Annotated in this window: 19 protein-coding genes and 2 pseudogenes; 7 read left to right on the top strand and 14 right to left on the bottom strand. The window is 37.6% G+C overall.

The genetic code is table 11. From position 1 onward, the window contains the following. Positions 1-109: 109 nt before the first annotated feature. Positions 110-1216 carry a metallophosphoesterase family protein gene (locus HGD76_RS00180; protein ID WP_168694578.1) on the top strand — a complete coding sequence of 369 codons (1107 nt, stop codon included), beginning with the start codon at positions 110-112 and terminating at the stop codon, positions 1214-1216. Here the strand turns inward: HGD76_RS00180 and HGD76_RS00185 are convergent. From HGD76_RS00185 to HGD76_RS00200, 4 genes are all read right to left on the bottom strand, one after another. Next, complete coding sequence (locus tag HGD76_RS00185; RefSeq protein WP_168694522.1) at positions 1155-1364, bottom strand: hypothetical protein; 210 nt, start codon at positions 1362-1364, stop codon at positions 1155-1157. The two genes, HGD76_RS00180 and HGD76_RS00185, sit on opposite strands and share 62 nt — an antisense overlap. Positions 1365-1371: 7 nt before the next feature. Next, on the bottom strand, positions 1372-2586 hold the full coding sequence (locus HGD76_RS00190) for an FIST signal transduction protein (protein WP_168694579.1): 1215 nt from the start codon (positions 2584-2586) through the stop codon (positions 1372-1374). 169 nt (positions 2587-2755) lie between these two features. Next, positions 2756-3310, bottom strand: coding sequence for a Uma2 family endonuclease (locus tag HGD76_RS00195; RefSeq protein ID WP_168694580.1), 555 nt, complete (start codon positions 3308-3310; stop codon positions 2756-2758). 107 nt (positions 3311-3417) lie between these two features. Continuing rightward, on the bottom strand, positions 3418-3828 hold the full coding sequence (locus HGD76_RS00200) for a hypothetical protein (RefSeq protein WP_210967811.1): 411 nt from the start codon (positions 3826-3828) through the stop codon (positions 3418-3420). On the opposite strand from HGD76_RS00200, the pseudogene HGD76_RS00205 reads away from it, so the two are divergent. After that, positions 3808-3996, top strand: a pseudogene (locus HGD76_RS00205) (IS630 family transposase); the annotation flags it as partial. The gene HGD76_RS00200 and the pseudogene HGD76_RS00205 overlap by 21 nt on opposite strands. A gap of 150 nt (positions 3997-4146) precedes the next feature. Here the strand turns inward: HGD76_RS00205 and HGD76_RS00210 are convergent. After that, positions 4147-4494 carry a hypothetical protein gene (locus tag HGD76_RS00210; protein WP_168694581.1) on the bottom strand — a complete coding sequence of 116 codons (348 nt, stop codon included), beginning with the start codon at positions 4492-4494 and terminating at the stop codon, positions 4147-4149. A gap of 254 nt (positions 4495-4748) precedes the next feature. Between HGD76_RS00210 and cdf31 the strand changes: the two genes are divergently transcribed. Further along, a complete protein-coding gene (cdf31, locus tag HGD76_RS00215; RefSeq protein WP_168694582.1) occupies positions 4749-5651 on the top strand; it encodes a CDF family zinc efflux transporter Cdf31 in 903 nt (300 codons plus the stop codon). A gap of 17 nt (positions 5652-5668) precedes the next feature. Here cdf31 and HGD76_RS00220 read toward each other — a convergent pair whose 3' ends face one another. The 6 genes and pseudogenes from HGD76_RS00220 to HGD76_RS00240 all read right to left on the bottom strand — a co-directional run bounded on the left by HGD76_RS00220 (position 5669) and on the right by HGD76_RS00240 (position 10043). Next, positions 5669-5929: a CRR7 family NDH-1 assembly protein gene (locus HGD76_RS00220; protein WP_015078241.1), complete on the bottom strand. Its 261-nt coding sequence runs from the start codon at positions 5927-5929 to the stop codon at positions 5669-5671. Positions 5930-5938: 9 nt separating this feature from the next. Then, positions 5939-6100: an alpha/beta hydrolase gene (locus HGD76_RS25050; RefSeq protein ID WP_233466984.1), complete on the bottom strand. Its 162-nt coding sequence runs from the start codon at positions 6098-6100 to the stop codon at positions 5939-5941. A gap of 82 nt (positions 6101-6182) precedes the next feature. Continuing rightward, on the bottom strand, positions 6183-7388 hold the full coding sequence (locus HGD76_RS00225; protein ID WP_210967686.1) for a histidine kinase: 1206 nt from the start codon (positions 7386-7388) through the stop codon (positions 6183-6185). 636 nt (positions 7389-8024) lie between these two features. Then, positions 8025-8618: an ISAs1 family transposase gene (locus HGD76_RS00230; protein ID WP_267904361.1), complete on the bottom strand. Its 594-nt coding sequence runs from the start codon at positions 8616-8618 to the stop codon at positions 8025-8027. Between the two features lie 100 nt (positions 8619-8718). After that, positions 8719-9096 (bottom strand): annotated as a pseudogene (locus HGD76_RS00235) (ISAs1 family transposase); the annotation flags it as partial. Positions 9097-9335: 239 nt separating this feature from the next. Further along, positions 9336-10043: a DUF6444 domain-containing protein gene (locus HGD76_RS00240; RefSeq protein ID WP_168694583.1), complete on the bottom strand. Its 708-nt coding sequence runs from the start codon at positions 10041-10043 to the stop codon at positions 9336-9338. On the opposite strand from HGD76_RS00240, the gene HGD76_RS00245 reads away from it, so the two are divergent. Both HGD76_RS00245 and HGD76_RS00250 read left to right on the top strand, forming a co-directional pair. Beyond that, a complete protein-coding gene (locus HGD76_RS00245) occupies positions 10042-10197 on the top strand; it encodes a hypothetical protein (protein WP_168694584.1) in 156 nt (51 codons plus the stop codon). The genes HGD76_RS00240 and HGD76_RS00245 overlap by 2 nt on opposite strands. 75 nt (positions 10198-10272) lie before the next feature. Next, the gene (locus HGD76_RS00250) at positions 10273-10872 is read left to right on the top strand and encodes a hypothetical protein (RefSeq protein ID WP_168694585.1); all 600 of its coding nucleotides are present in this window, start codon (positions 10273-10275) and stop codon (positions 10870-10872) included. A gap of 359 nt (positions 10873-11231) precedes the next feature. Here HGD76_RS00250 and HGD76_RS00255 read toward each other — a convergent pair whose 3' ends face one another. After that, entirely contained in the window at positions 11232-12455 is a 1224-nt protein-coding gene (locus HGD76_RS00255) for a RuBisCO small subunit-like domain-containing protein (protein WP_168694586.1), read from the bottom strand. 33 nt (positions 12456-12488) lie between these two features. Between HGD76_RS00255 and HGD76_RS00260 the strand changes: the two genes are divergently transcribed. Then, complete coding sequence (locus HGD76_RS00260; RefSeq protein ID WP_168694523.1) at positions 12489-12632, top strand: hypothetical protein; 144 nt, start codon at positions 12489-12491, stop codon at positions 12630-12632. Here the strand turns inward: HGD76_RS00260 and HGD76_RS00265 are convergent. Continuing rightward, positions 12580-14016, bottom strand: coding sequence for a BCD family MFS transporter (locus HGD76_RS00265; RefSeq protein ID WP_168697309.1), 1437 nt, complete (start codon positions 14014-14016; stop codon positions 12580-12582). The two genes, HGD76_RS00260 and HGD76_RS00265, sit on opposite strands and share 53 nt — an antisense overlap. A gap of 125 nt (positions 14017-14141) precedes the next feature. Here HGD76_RS00265 and HGD76_RS00270 point away from each other — a divergent pair, with 125 nt between their 5' ends. Continuing rightward, positions 14142-14678 carry a GNAT family N-acetyltransferase gene (locus tag HGD76_RS00270; RefSeq protein ID WP_168694587.1) on the top strand — a complete coding sequence of 179 codons (537 nt, stop codon included), beginning with the start codon at positions 14142-14144 and terminating at the stop codon, positions 14676-14678. A gap of 51 nt (positions 14679-14729) precedes the next feature. Here the strand turns inward: HGD76_RS00270 and HGD76_RS00275 are convergent, their stop codons facing one another. Next, the gene (locus HGD76_RS00275) at positions 14730-15614 is read right to left on the bottom strand and encodes an RDD family protein (RefSeq protein ID WP_168697310.1); all 885 of its coding nucleotides are present in this window, start codon (positions 15612-15614) and stop codon (positions 14730-14732) included. Positions 15615-15916: the final 302 nt, after the last annotated feature.

A 15916-nucleotide genomic window follows, 5' to 3' on the forward strand; every position in this document is an offset into this window, starting at 1 on the left:
ATATAAATATTATTAAGTCTAAATATTCCTACACAGGTATACACAGTGAGGGTTATACTTTAAGAATAAGAATTTTTGCAACTTTATTTTTAACATTTTCTTAAAATCAATGAAACTCAATTTTCGTTTTGCTATAGTTAGCGACTTACACATTGCGCTTCCTGAAACCATCTGGGATCATCCTAGTCGCTTTCATTTGGTGGAAGTGAGTATTCCAGCTTTTGATAGTGTATTAGCACATTTAACCCAATTAGATTTAGATTTTTTGTTGATCCCTGGAGACTTAACCCAACATGGTGAACCAGCAAATCACAATTGGTTACAAAACAGGTTATCACAATTACCTTTTCCATCTTATGTGATTCCTGGTAATCATGATCTCCCTGTTTTAATGGCTAATGAACAATCAATTGGTTTTGCAGATTTTCCCTATTATTACCAACAATTTGGTTATGAAAATCCTCAACAACATTATTACAATCGGCAGATATTCCCAGGAGTGAGGTTAATCGGTCTTAATTCTAACTCATTTAATGATCAAGGTGAGCAAATAGGACGGTTAGATAGTCAACAATTCCAGTGGTTAGAACGGGAATTAGCAAGCATTAAAGATGAATTGGTTTTAGTAATGATCCATCACAATGTGGTTGAACATTTACCTAATCAATCAAATCATCCGATGGCAAATCGTTATATGCTGGAAAATGCAGCAGAACTGCGGACATTATTACAACGCTATGGAGTTAAGTTAGTATTTACAGGACATTTGCACGTTCAAGATATTGCTTATGCAGAAGGAATATATGATATTACCACGGGTTCTTTAGTCAGCTATCCTCATCCTTATCGAGTATTAGAATTTAACCGCGATGAATTGGGTAACGAATCCTTACAAGTTGTTTCTCATCGTGTGGAATCAGTGCCAGATTTTCCCAATTTACAAACATTATCACGGCAATGGATGGGCGATCGCTCTTATCCTTTTGTCCTCAAATTATTGACTTTACCACCTTTAAGTTTACCACTAGCACAGGCACAAACACTAGCTCCCGGTTTACGGGATTTTTGGGCAACTATTGCCGATGGTGATGCTATGTTAGAATATCCACATTTTCCTATTCATGTCCGTCGTTATATCGAAGAATATAGTGCGGTTAATGATGGGAATACAGCTTTAATTGATAATCATAGTACGCTTTTAATTGGTAATGGGTAATTGGTAATTGGTAATTGGTAATGGGTAATTGGTAATTGGTAATTTTCTTCCTACTGACAACTGACAACTGTACGGGCGAAGCATTTGGAGAACTATTTTTGGCAATGACCGATAATTTATCTTCCAAATGCTTCGCCCCTACTAACAACTGACTCCTATTCCCCAAGAGAACGACAAATAGCAAATACAGAAGTATAACCATGGAGGAAAGTTCTGCCGCTGACTGGACCGATTTCACCACCGCAGAAAAAGCCACCCATTGGTAAATCATGGAGGTATCGGCTAAATAATTGAGAATCAAAATTAGGTTTGCCATAAAGTCCTGTTCCTCGTCCTAAACAGGTGAACATTAAAGCGCCGACGGGAGATGGTTCGCTGGCATTTTGACTTTGATATTCTTGCAGTAAAATTTCTAAATCTTGGGCTGATGCTTCGGCATCCCTCAGATGAAATTGTAACCTTTGTCCGGCACGAATGCGATCGCCAATTGCGATCGCCCCAGCATTAGGATCTACTCCTAAAATATTGCGAATTAAAAAATCCCCTGAATGTAAATTTAGCCGAAATTCATCCATTGCTAAACCTACAAATAAAGAATGTTGTGCTAAAGTTCGATCTTCTTCACTTAAACTACTAATTAAATTTCGCAATACCACCAATGGGACTTTTTCATCTAACTCAATAATAATATTCCGTTCCGCTTTGGTGACTTGCAACGGTTCACCAATGGGACGACATCCTTGGGCTACAATGGTATCTAAGACGATATTGCCACTTAAAGCGATGCCTACCGTACCTTCCCGATACAATTTATCATTACAAAATAAGCCCACACGACCATTCATAAAGCCGCTGCTGGCCTGTCCTCCTACCACCACCGAACCCGGATAGGCAAAATCTAAACCCTGCAATAAATCATTCGTTCCTGAAGCAAAGGGACTAGACAAGAGAATAAATTGAGGGACTACGGAAGGTGGCACACCTAGCAAATCAATCCAAGCGGTGGGGGAACTATCGGAATCTGGCAATTCTTCGGCGACAATATGAAAAGGTCGGATTTCGACACCGGGAAGATGGGCTAAAGTCAGACTCAGGGCTGGTTCTGCTTCTATTTCTTCGGTTTCTCCTGGCTGTTTTCTGCCAATTACACCCCCAGCACTACAACCAACTAATACAGGTACAGAAAGCTTTTCCGCCAATAACGGCAACAGCCGGGAATACTCACTCATAAAGGCAGAAGAAATGAATACCAGCCCTAAATGTGCTGGTGCTGTTAAAGATGCCACTGCTTGTTCTACGACATCGTTAATAGCCGCTTCTAAGGAAGGACGAGTTGATAGGGCATTTGTCCACTGCATTTGATCTGCCATGAGTTTTCGGCTTGTTTCTGTTTTGGTGTTAGTTGATTATTTTAACTAACTTTGTCGCTTGCTGAATAGAGTCAGATCCCCGACTTCTCTAAGAAGTCGGGGATCTCGTTGTTCAGTATAGGAAGTGGTATATTTATGATTTAACATCAAAAATTGAGGATATAAACACTTATTCAAACACAGGTGGCCATAATTCAGAAATAGCAATTTCCCAACCAGGAAATAATTCAGTTACAGTTAATTTATCATCTTCTGTTAACAACGTAATTTTACCATCAGGACGATAAACAGCAACAGTTAATTCATCAGGATTGATGAGAATTGCTACCTTTGCACCTAATTCTAAAAATAATTTAAGTTTATCTTCTAATTTAGCAACTCTATCAGTTTTTGATTTAATTTCTACTACTAAATCAGGAACTAAATTACCAAAATCTCTCACAGTCCGTTTTAATCTTTGGGCGGACACAAAGGAAACATCGGGAGCGCGTAAATCAGTATTTGGCATAATAAACCCACCACTGGAGTCAAATATTCGCCCTAATTTACGAGGATTAGTCCATAATTTTAGCAAATATATGAACTCAGCACCAATTTCACTAGATTCTATATCCGATGGACCCATAATTAAAATATTCCCTTCTTGTAGTTCTATTTGATAGTCGTTATCATCATCTTGTAATATTTGTTCTATTTTTTCTAAGTTGTTAATTGTGAGAGTCATATAATTTTCATCTCCAATGATATTTGTGATGATTTGATATTATAGCATACTTATTCAGATCCCCGACTTCTTAAAGAAGTCGGGGATCTAAAGGGGGTTTCCCCACCCTAAATTGTTCTTCCTCTGTTTTCCATAATATTACCTTTTAAGGCAATAGATAATTGTCGTAATCTTTCACTAACTTCTAAATTAGATTCTTGTGATTTTAAATTATTGGGTATTTCCGCTAATAAAAGTGGATTTCCTTGTAACCATTCATTCATCGCTACCCCTGTCCAAGTTCCTTCTTTTTCTCTGAAACCATCAACTAAACCTTTGAGTTCTTGAATACAAAATGATTCAAAACTCGCAGCATTAAAAATTGCAAATCGCAAGTATTCTTCAAAGGCATTGATATCATTTTCAACTTCAAAAAATACAGCTTCTTGTTCAACTGTAAACCCATTTTTGAGATTTGTTGAACTTGATTTTCCTACTTCTATCACTCCCAACACTTGTTCCCGAATTGTCCAGAGCAAAATCCGATTGAGGATATTTGGTTACAAGCTAAAACATGGGTTCGGCGTTTCTGTGCATTGATACCTTCCTTCTCGCATTTAAAGTGGATGTTTGAGTGGTTTATTCGACACACTACCTTTGATTTTGCCACTCTTCAGATGTACGGAATTTGTTCAAAACTCAAATAGGAGTCCTATAGAATATGGAATAACACAACGTCTGAACTATGATTTATAGGATTCCTTTGATTTTCTTGATTTTTAGAATTATTTTGATGAAGATGAGAGATTGATCATAAAAATCATCAAAATCACAAAAATCATAGTTTAGACATTAATTTAAAACTGCTCTAAGTACTGATTAATATCTTCAATCACACGGGTAAGTTCCGCTTCTGTCGTCAATCGAATCCCCATATTGCGAATTGTTAACAAAACTTTAGCCGCAAAGGGAGTAGGCCAGATATTAGGATTACAGAATATTTCTATAAATACATCCCCAGTGTAACGATACTCTAACGAGGGTTGAGGACTGACTTTACCTGTACCTGGAGTTTTACTAGCAACAACTTTGAGACTTTTCAATAATTCATCTATTGCTGCTTTTAATTCTTGCGCTACTTGGGGTGAAAAACTAACAGAAATAGAACCTTCTACCAGATTTGGTGTGAGAGGTGCAGAAGACATAACCTACTTATTAATAATTATTCGTAATTATCCACATTACCATATCCAGATCCCCCACTTCTTTGAGAAGTCGGGGATCTTTTGTTCCTTTTTGTTCAATAAAGAGATAAATTCTTAATAAGCAGTTTTTGACATATTTCCTGTATATTTATTCCTAGAAATAAATACCTATTGTTGTACAGTAATAGTTAAAGAAAACAAATTCTCTAGTCTTTTTTTTCACAAATCACACAAGATTAACAAAAGATTAATATATGATTTACGATAACCGCACGGAAGTAAGAAAAGTTTTAATTATCACCCTACTGCTTAACGTATTTGTCATGGGCTTAAAAGTCCTTGTGGGTCATTGGACAGGTTCTTTAAGTTTGCTGGCTGATGCTTTACATAGTGTGACTGATAGTGCCAATAATGTCTTAGGCTTAGTTGCTATTAAGTTTTCTTCACCATTGCCAGATCGAGAGCATCCTTATGGGCATAATAAATTTGAAGCACTAGGCGCTTTGGGGATAGCTGCATTTTTAGGAATAGCTTGTTTTGAAATTGTCCAAGGTGCAGTAGAAAGAATTCTCAAAGGTGGCGAACCTGTAAAAGTATCACCTCCAGAATTGTGGTTATTACTGATTGTGTTAGGAATAAATATTTTTGTCGCCTTTTATGAACGGAATGTGGGAAAAAGAGTAGGTAGTTCCATTTTAATCGCTGATGCTACCCATACCATGAGTGATATTTGGGTGACAATCTCCGTTATTGGTGGTTTAATTGGTGTGTGGCTGGGTTATCAGTGGTTAGATGTAGCACTAGCTTTCCCAGTGGCTTTACTGGTATTTTGGAGCGGTTGGTCAGTTCTAACCGAAAATTTACCCTGGCTTGTGGATCAAATGGCCATAGCCCCGGAAACTATTCATACAATTGCAGTTTCTGTCCCCGGTGTAATTAACTGTCATGATATCGCTTCCCGCGGTGTCATTGGTCGTCAAGTGTTTATAGAAATGCACTTAATTGTTGATGCACCAGATGTAGAAACGGCTCACAATATCACAGAAGAAGTTGAAAAACAACTAGAACAACGTTTTCATCCTGTGAGGATTTTAATTCATGTTGAGCCACCTGCATATCAATCTGAGCGCATCACCTTTGAAGCCGAACAAACATAATTTGGTAGCAAATCATTTTATTTTTCCAACCGCACCGCATACCACTGTAAATATTCTCCAGGCCCCACATCTAAATTACAACTTGTATCCAGCAAGTATTGTGCTTGTTCGCTAACAGACTCAAATTTTTGCACATCCAATGGTAAATCCGCGAATGCAATTTGTGATAAAGTTTTTTCCAGCTTGATTAATAATTCCGCCACTGTCAGAAATTGTTCTGGTTGATTTGTTTCCAAAACAACAAAATCGTCCTGCTGATACATTAATTGATTTGGCATTTTTAGTAATTAGTAATTTGGTAATTGGTAATTGGTAATTGGTAATTGGTAATTGGTAATTGGTAATTGGTAATTGGTAATTGGTGATAGTTTTACCACTGACAACTGACAACTGACAACGAACAACGAACAACTGACAACTGACAACTGACAACTGTACGGGCGAAGCATTTGGAGAACTATTTTTGGCAATGACCGATAATTTATCTTCCAAATGCTTCGCCCCTACTGACAACGAACAACTGACAACTGACTAAGATGGATATACTGGCATTGTAAAATGAAACCATGCACCACCGTGGGGAGATGAATCTACCCAAATTTGACCGTAATGGGCGCGGATAATGCGTTGACATAAACAAAGACCAATTCCATATCCATCTGTACTTTGATCACGTTGGAGACGGAAAAGATTCTCAAAAATGCGATCGCGGTTTTCTTCGGGAATACCAGGTCCTGTATCACCAATCGTAAATTGCACTTTTTGGCTAGTGCGATGGAGTCCCGCTACAGTAATTATGCCACCAGACGGTGTATATTTGATGGCGTTATCTAAAAGATTAACCAGGACTTGGCGAATTCGTTCAGGATCAGCATAAACAGAGGGTAAATCCTGGGGAATGTCTATTTCCACCGTTTGAGATTTAGCAATATAGCGATCGCTCAATTCCTCTAATACCTGTAAACAAATTTCCCCTAATTGTAACTTTTGTGGTACGATTGGCAATTCTGTATCGTCACCCCGCCCAGCTTGTAACAAATCAGCAATCATCCGATCAATGATCTTGGTTTGCGTCCGAGCCTGTTTTAATAAATGTATAGCCAAACCAGATTTCAGACGTTGAAATCCCCCTGTATCTGGATTGTAATTAGATTGAAGAGTTTCAATAGCGATCGCCGCAGCCGTGAGAGGATTACGGAGATCATGTGCTAAAATCGCAATTACTCGGTCTTTAAACAGTAGCTGTTCTTGCAGTCTCTCCTTTTCCTGCTTCAGACGAAAAATTTCATCCCCTAGTTGAATTGCCTCGGCCGAAGTAGCAACAGAATGAATGGTAGATTTAGGCGAAATCACCTGACTCTTTTCATCCAAACATTCCTGTTTATCTGCCTGTAATTTCAAAAAAGTGCCAACAGCGTGTTGCCAACGCGGCCACCAAATTTTTAATTGTGGAATAATATTAGTACCAGCAATAGTTTGTTGAGGTTCGGGATGAATCTTAACTAGAGCAGGGGTTGCTACTAACTTAAAATGTTCCGCTAAATAGGGTTGTTGTCCAACATCAATAATTTGTAGTTCAAAACTATACCCAGCCTCTAATTCTTTTAAATAAACCCGAATTTGCTGCACTTCTTGACGAGACTGAGGCCGTCCATCAACAAATAGCAATAACTGGAGAGGAGCTTCAGCATAAATAGGCTGATCCTGGGAAACTTGCATGACATCTTGTTTCAGCACTGGTAACAACCTGGGGACGCTTTACATAGGGTAAAATGGACTAACGTTGCTTAATGGCCGTTGTTTTTCTAATTTAATATCTATTTTAGATTCTTCCTACTCCAATTCGATCTAGGTTTTTGGGTGGAAACGGATTTTTTCGGAATTTTGCTGCCATTTGCTCTTACTTTTACAGCTACTAGGCTTCTAGTCAGGAATTGTTGAACCTATCGTCACCTCCTTTCGCAATTATTTACAGAACCCAAAAAATAGCCCTAGTAGTTTGTCAAGATAAAAATGATGGACTGTAGTGTGAGCGTCTCGCTCACGCGGGGAAGATGCTCTAGTGTGAAAGCATTAAATCATCTCTAAGCCGTCCATCAATTCTTACAAACAGCCGCAGAGTTACCCTATTCCCAGCTTACCACTTCAAACCATTGGCGAAAACTTTCTATAAATTTCTCAAAACCTATAACCGCCACTATTGGCGTTACCAATCAATATTCTATTAACCAAGAAAGGTATAAATTTAGACTATATTATGATTTACGTAACTGGCACATTGGTAGGGTGCGTCAGACCGGATAAATCCTGCAAATAAACAAATTATTGATGTCTGACGCACCCTACAGTTGTATTGCATCCAACCGATAACCGCTATAGACGCTCTCGAAAATAAAGCCGATATAAATCACAAAGACATTGTACTTCATTTCCTTTAAATTCGATTAACCCCAAACTGCGTAATTTTAAAGCTTGCGTAGAATCTATTTGAATAGGAATATCACTATTAATTACTTGCTGCATTGCTGTTTTTAATAAGTCATCTTTTTCTAATTCTGAAAGATAGAAACTTAAAAACTCCAATGTCCAATGAACAGAGTTTTCAATCCCCCAATGCTGTCGAACTGCACTACCAATTTTGTTAGCATCACTATCAAGACTAGTAATATAAAATTGAATTTCATGGGTAGTTTTATTCCAATGCTGAACCTTACGAACTACCATGACTACTGTTGTTAATCCTGCCCATTGGTTTTGTTCATAAAGTGCTGGTAATTGTGAAATTGGAACAGTATAAACTGTCCGATTTTCGATGCGGTGATGTCCTTTTTCCACCCGTTGACTAATACTAACATCAACACCCTTAAAGTTTAGAGATTGTGCTGTTTTAAACCAATTTTTCACTTGTTGATGTAGGGTGGGATGATTATCTTTTAGGCCAGGGCAAACGCACCTAAATTCTGTAATCCATGCCCAGCAAGGGTTTCAACCTTTAGTTACAAAAATTAACAATCGTCAAAACCTTTGTCCAGTAAGCATTCTAAAAATAAGATGCGCTTGCCCTGTCTTTTAGGCTTAAAATATAATCAGCATTTCCAGCTATGATCTGTTCGGCAATTGATTTTTGTGTACCCATTGCATCAATAGTGATAATACAGCCAGATAAGTCCAGAGTCTCTAATAGTGCTGGAATTGCGGTGATTTTATTTGATTTACAACTGACCTTTGTTTGCCCTAAAATTAACCGATGTTCACTTGCCCATGCACTCACTGTATGTAAGGAAATGGTCATAATATCGGTGAGTAAATGCAATCGAGTTCTTTCTGCTCTAGGGTCTTTTATTCCCGTAAAGTGTTGCAGAAAGTTACTGGTAATCTCTTTACTGTCTACACTGGGTGTAACAGATGTTCTGGTTTTGCACTTCTTCTTAAATCCTGTTGACATTACTTAGATACAGCGGCTAGATGGGTTATATATTAACTTACCTTGAGTTGTGTCACTTGAACATCCTCCCACATATCAAATAAATCCCCTTGTCAATAGGGTTTGAGATGCGCTAACCCTGTGACTTAAATACCGTGAAATAGAATGTGTGAAGTAGTTATAGCTATGAAAATCACTTGCTAATCCATCTGGAATACAAATGAATAACTACGCAAAACACAGCAGTATTTATAACTTACTTAGGTACTGGAACTTGTGGAAGTAGAGAAGGAGAAGGTGGTTAAAATTCCAGCAAACCTCTCCCCTAATAAATTCTTGGCGGCATCTGTACACCGAGTTAGTGTAATCTCAAAGAAGGTGACTAATGGTGTAACTGCTGTCCATAACCAGGCTTGACTATTTTTGCCGTTGCATCCATCCGTGTTTTTTTGACTAAATCTGGTTTCATCTGCACCCACTACTGCCGCATTCTGGATGTAGGTTTTCGCCTCTTCTACTGCCTTTTCTACGGCGTTACTCGCTTCCATTCTCAGTTTATTAATGGTTCGGGTTTGATAGGTGGTATTTCTACAAGAGGGATGTCTGTATGGGTTAGCATCTTCTCCTTCCAACTGCCCTCCACAGCTACTACAGGACTCTGGCTTGTAATTTATTACCTCCTCACACTCAGATTCTGGATATAGAAACTTTGTAAATCCCTTGTGTCCTGGTTGTCCCCCTCTCTTTTTCCCACTTTTTTTCTTGATTGGTTTCTTTTCTGTGTTGAGTGGATCTGCTGATGGTGGTGATGATGAATTCTTTGATGTTCTATTCAGTTTTTCTTCTAATTCTTGTATCCACTGCTTCATCTCCTCCATCCGTCCTTTGACACTGGTTGGAGTCTGTTCCCAATCCGTTTCCGGTATTTCCGTTTTATAGGTGTGGCAGATGAGGCTGATTTTTTCCATGCCTTCTACTCTACCATGTCTTTCTACTTATGCCACAATTCTCTACTATCTTCATAACAAACGAGAATACCGAGAAGAATGTGTTGATCGCTTGATTGAGATTGCACTTTACCTTGAAACTTATTTGGGCGTAAATCGTCTATTCATCCCGTAGCAAATGTCTAACTTAGCTGTTAGAGTGGACGTAACCAGTATTTTGATTAACAACTTCCTTCAAGGAGATTAACCAATGTCTGCAACCTCAGCTTATCGAAACTCGAACATGAATTTGCAAAAATGGGCGGCTGCTTTGGGTGGCGTTGCTGTACTTATCCTTTCACTTACCCCGACAGCAAATGCAAAGCCGATCCCAGCCAAAGCAACAATTTGCTCCCCCGTAAATGGTCAATGGTATTTCGGAGGCAAGCCTGGTCCGATTATCACTCAAAAGGGCAAGCAGCTTTCGGTCGATATGTCCGTTTATGGTCGCCCCACTGCAACTGGCAAATTTTTAAATGAAACTCAGATCGAAGTCACTTTTCCGGACGATGGAACCTTTATTGGGACATTAAATCGTCGGGGGCAGATTATCTGGAATAATGCTACCGTTTGGGAAGCTAGGGATTTTTCAGGTACTTGGAAATTCTTGGGAAGACCCGGTCCGATTGTCACTCAAACAGGGGATCAGCTTTCGGTCGATATGTCCGCTTACGGTCGCCCAGTTGCAAAGGGTACGGTGACTCCCCCCTCTGCGGCAAAAGTTAACTTTCCCGACGATGGAACCTTTGGTGCAACGCTCGTCAGTCCGAGTTGCATTGAGTGGACAAATACGACTATTTGGACGAAATAGCGGTCATTATTGTTGGATTTCATCCACAGCTTGTAGTGCGATCACAGATATTGTAGTGTGATTGCACATACATACCGCATAAATCAAATATAAAGGAATTCCGCATAGACTACAATAAAAATACGGCGTTGCTGAACTTAGGTATGAAATTGACAAATTCAAAATTTGAAACTTTGCGCCTTTGCACGAAATAAATATCATAATCATACCCCAATTCAGCAGCACAAAAAATATTTAAAGAAAGGGCTGAAAATAGCCCTGCACTCGACCATAAGGTAAACCACTTATAACCACCCAAAGTAATTGTCAACGGGTAAGTTCAACCTTTAAATTACCTAATCTTTAAAACTTCATACCAATTACTTGCTATGAGGACGCTGAATAATTGTCTCTACTACTCGTCGTTTTGCTTGTGGGTCAATTCCTACCAAACGCACATATTCACCGCTATATTCAGATAAACAAGCTTCTAAGGTAGAAATAGCATCGGAATGGGCATCAATTTGAAAAGAACCGCAACTTTGCCAAGAACCTGTGCGAAAACGTCTTTCATCAATGTGTTCAATACCAATTTTATAACCTTGAGCTAAAATTTGTCGAACTTGTGCTTGAGTTTCTAAACTTAAATGAGTAGGTTGATTAATCGCAGGTTTACTCACAGGAACTTCCGCAATAGGTGAAGTTGCTTGATAATCTTTACCTCGATTTAAACGATTATATTCATCCACTAAATGAGAAGTTTCCACCCGTTTTTGTTCACCAACCATAAATTTACCCGACTCAATTAAATGCGATAAAGTAAAATCTGGCTTTTTAAATGCTGGTGGACCCTCCAAACTATTGACAACTCGCAAAGAGACATTTTCAAACCCGATTTGATGGATGAAATTACGGATTTGTTCATCATAAATCCGGGAACGCAACGCACTAAAAAAGTCAATAGATTGATGGGGAAAAGTATCAACAAATTGTGCAATTTCTCTTTGTGAAAGACCATCTTCTGCAAAAATTCCTCCCACAATTCCTACCTTATCATCGCGGTTTGGTTCCCAGTAAAATTTGTCCATTCTCCCATCACGAATTAATGGTGCATAGAGAGTAGAAAAATCATTTCCGGTGACAATAATCGGGACACGACATAAAGGATTGGAGTCATAACTTCCCGGTAATTGCACATCTGTGGGATTATCAGCAATATTCATCAATGTGGCATTTACCAACTGAGTATTTACTGTATATTGAGTTCCTTCATCAAAACGTCCCGCACCAGCATCTAAATCATTAATCATCAGTACGCACATTTTTCCCCGAACTTTGATTAATTCCGCTGTTTCCCGATAACGTAACCGAATTAACCGCGCAGGATCTCCCGCGTCTGGACTTTCTAATTCTCCTCCAGATATTAAGGTGACTTCGATACCCATTTTCTCAAAAACTAACTCGCATTGAAAGGATTTTCCCTCACCTTTGCGGCCATGAATTCCTAAAATTAAAGGAACGCGAATCCCAGGAATATTTAAGAAATTTTTGGTGATATGAACTGCAAGTTTGTCAAGAAAACTAGGCGCAATGTAGTAACTCATAGAATGTATCCCTGGTTAGTTGTCAGTTGTCAGTTGTTAGTAGGGGCGAAGCATTTGGAAGATAAATTATCGGTCATTGCCAAAAATAGTTCTCCAAATGCTTCGCCCGTACAGTTGTTAGTTGTTAATTATCTAAGTCACTTTCGAGAACAGAGGCTAGAACTTGTCTGGTATTAGTTTGAAATTCTTTGACATTCACACGATTCAAAAACCAAATTGATAGTAACATTCCTAAAGCTTCTAAGACAAATACCAAACCATAAGCTAATACTAAATTATCTGGTAAAAACTTACGTCCCAAATCTAAAACTGTACCACCAATTACCGTAGCAATGCCTCTAGATAAAGATTGGGCAAGTCCCCAAGCACCAATAAATGTACCTGCGGCTTCGGCAATTGTTAAGTCTAACATTAAAGTTACTGCTGCGGTGGTCACAAAACCAGTAGCTAAACCAAATAAAACTAAAGTTGATTTTAGTAGAGATGGATTTGCAGAAAATCCCGAAAAACCTATTAATAAAGCGGCAAATGCTACTAAAATACAACCTAATTTGATAGTTCGAGCTTTACCTAAACGGGGAACAATGAAAAAACCCGTGATACCATAGGAAATTAATATCCCTGTCCCGTAAAAAACGTTGAGTTTGGTACTTTCTGCTAAGGGCATTTTAAAGACTTGCCCCGCATAAGGTTCTAAAATGGGATCTTGCATAAACAAGCTAATAGTCATCACTAATAAAAAGGTGAAAAACAAGCCTGTTTGTGGACTAGCTGTTAAAATTTTCCAGGCACCTTTTAAGGTGATACCATCTTCCCGATTTCCTTTATTAGCACAGTTAAAAAAACGGGAATATTTTTTTTCTACACCTACAGTTGCAATAATTGCTAAACAAAAAACTATTCCAGGAACAATCACAAATAGACGATTAATTGCTGCTTGTAAAAGTTCGATGGGTGCGTTTGTGCTTAATTGCTTTAAGAGGCTGGAACTGATAATTGCCCCTACTATAATTCCTACCATTAACATTGACCAAACAATCCCCACAACTTGAGAACGGTTGTCTTCTTCGGAGATATCCACTAATAAAGCTGCAAATGCTGTACCACTAGCGCAAATTGCTAAACCGTAAATTGCGAACACGAAACCGAGAACCGCTGTCCAACCGATGGTTTGGGTAGTCCATGTCCAAGTATCAGCAATATTAGCGGCATTTAACTGCCACATTACTTGTACCGCTAAAAATGCTGCGATCGCAAATATTCCTGCTCCTCCCCATACATAAGCCGTGCGATGATAACCTAATAAGGGTTTAGCATCGGACATTTGCCCAAATAAAATCCTTGTCGGTGCGATAAAATAAGGTATTGCTAATACTAAACTACCTATAGTTGCCGGAATGGCGATTTCCTGAATCATGACTCGGTTAAGTACCCCCAGAGTCAAGATAGACATCATACTCAACCCCATTTGAAACAGTCCTAGCCGAAACATGGTCAAAATGTTGACCTTGGGGATAGATAAGGATTGATTTGGGGTGTCAAATGTATCATCCATTGCCATAGCTGTTTGTTTGTATTGTTTACCAGATACAGAAATCAAATATGAGTCCTATGTTATCTCAATTAAATGGTAAATTAATTTTGGCAATCCTGACATTTAATTTTTATTAGAATACAATTCTCACCATGAATGATTCATCAATTACCATTACTAAGTTATTAGATTCTAATTTGGAAGAACTGAGAAAAATCAGTGAAGAAATTTGGTATAACCACTATTCTTCAATTCTCAGCCATGCACAAATCGAGTATATGCTAACTAAAATGTATGGAACAGGAATAATTGAAAATGAAATTTATAATAAAGGTATACTTTATGATAAAGTTTTACATAATTCAGAATTAGTCGGTTATGTATCTTATGGTTCAGAAATTATGGATAATCATAATTATTTAAAATTACATAAATGTTATTTATTGCCATCTTTGCACGGTTTTGGATATGGTCAAAAGATGTTATTTCATGTATGCCAGAAAGCGCGACAAATGAACTTGAAACAAATAATTCTCAATGTCAATAAAAGGAATGAAAAAGGCATTAAAGCTTATTCTCGATTTGGGTTTAAAATTATTGATAGTCAGGTAATAGATTTTGGTAGTGGCTTTGTTTTGGATGATTATATAATGGGCTATGAGATTTACGAGAAGTTAATTATTCAGTAGTTTATTGAGTAGTGTTAGCGACAGCGTAACGCACCATTGAATACTTTGTAATTATGCAGATGGTTTTTTAATAACCAAAGTACCAGCTAAGATATCGTGTAAAGAACGATTTTTTTCATCAAATAGGATATATATTATATCAACTAAACCAAAAGTCAAGAAAGTCAACAATATTTTAACTATAAATCTCCAAGTAGCACGCCACAAAGAAATTCTCTTGCCATTCATATCAGTCACAACTATTTTGCAGATACCTTGTCCATAAGTTGATTGTTTAACCGAACTTTCAGCTAATGCAAAATGAAGCCAAGTAAAGATTACAGATAAAACTAAGGATATACTATACCATAAATCACTACAGATACCATTTGTTCCACAATTTCGATCTGGTATCATTACTATGATTATGATACTTCCTAAGAAAGCTATAGACAATGGCATAAAAATACAACATATTATTAAATCAATAAAGTACGCTAAAAAACGTATCCAAGGTGATGCGTATTTAGGAGAACTTACTACTTGACTAACTTTTCCAGATGTGGATACTACCGTTTTAGCATAAGGACCATAATTAGAAGATTGACTATTGGAATTAGGAACTTTAAATTTAGGTGAAGAGGTCTCAAATTCAGCTAATCTATATAAAATCTCTTGAGTATCTTTCGGTCTATTTCCAGGAAATGGAGACATTAAATAATCAATCAAATCTAATAATTTTTGGGAAATACCAGCAGTATCATCTCGCCAAATTAACGTCCCTGTGCGAGAATCTTCCGCAAAATCTTGAGGATATTTACTAGTTAATAAATAAACAAAAGTTCGCCCTAAAGCAAAAAAATCTGATTGCGGAACAGCCTTACCATTCATTTGTTCAGGTGGCGTATAACCTGCGGAAATAATCCCTGTAACTTGCTGTCCTGCGACTTTTTGCATCAAAGTTTGTGTAACTTCCCGCGCTGTGCCAAAATCAATTAATACCAGGGGAAACGCATCTAAATTATCTTGACAGAATACTATATTAGTGCATCAATATGGGAAAATATCTAACTTCATTCAAAATCTGATAAATTCCTTTATTAAAATTATAAAAATTTCATAAATTTAGAGTAAGTATTTATTTTTAATGATGGATTTATTTTGTTCAGTTCTATATATTAATATCTATATTTTTTGGCATCAAAAATATAGATTCTATTGTAGAATCAACAGAAAAATAAATTGGTTATATTTATATT

Origin of the sequence: Dolichospermum flos-aquae CCAP 1403/13F (assembly GCF_012516395.1) — a bacterium.
Classification (GTDB): Bacteria; Cyanobacteriota; Cyanobacteriia; order Cyanobacteriales; family Nostocaceae; genus Dolichospermum; species Dolichospermum lemmermannii.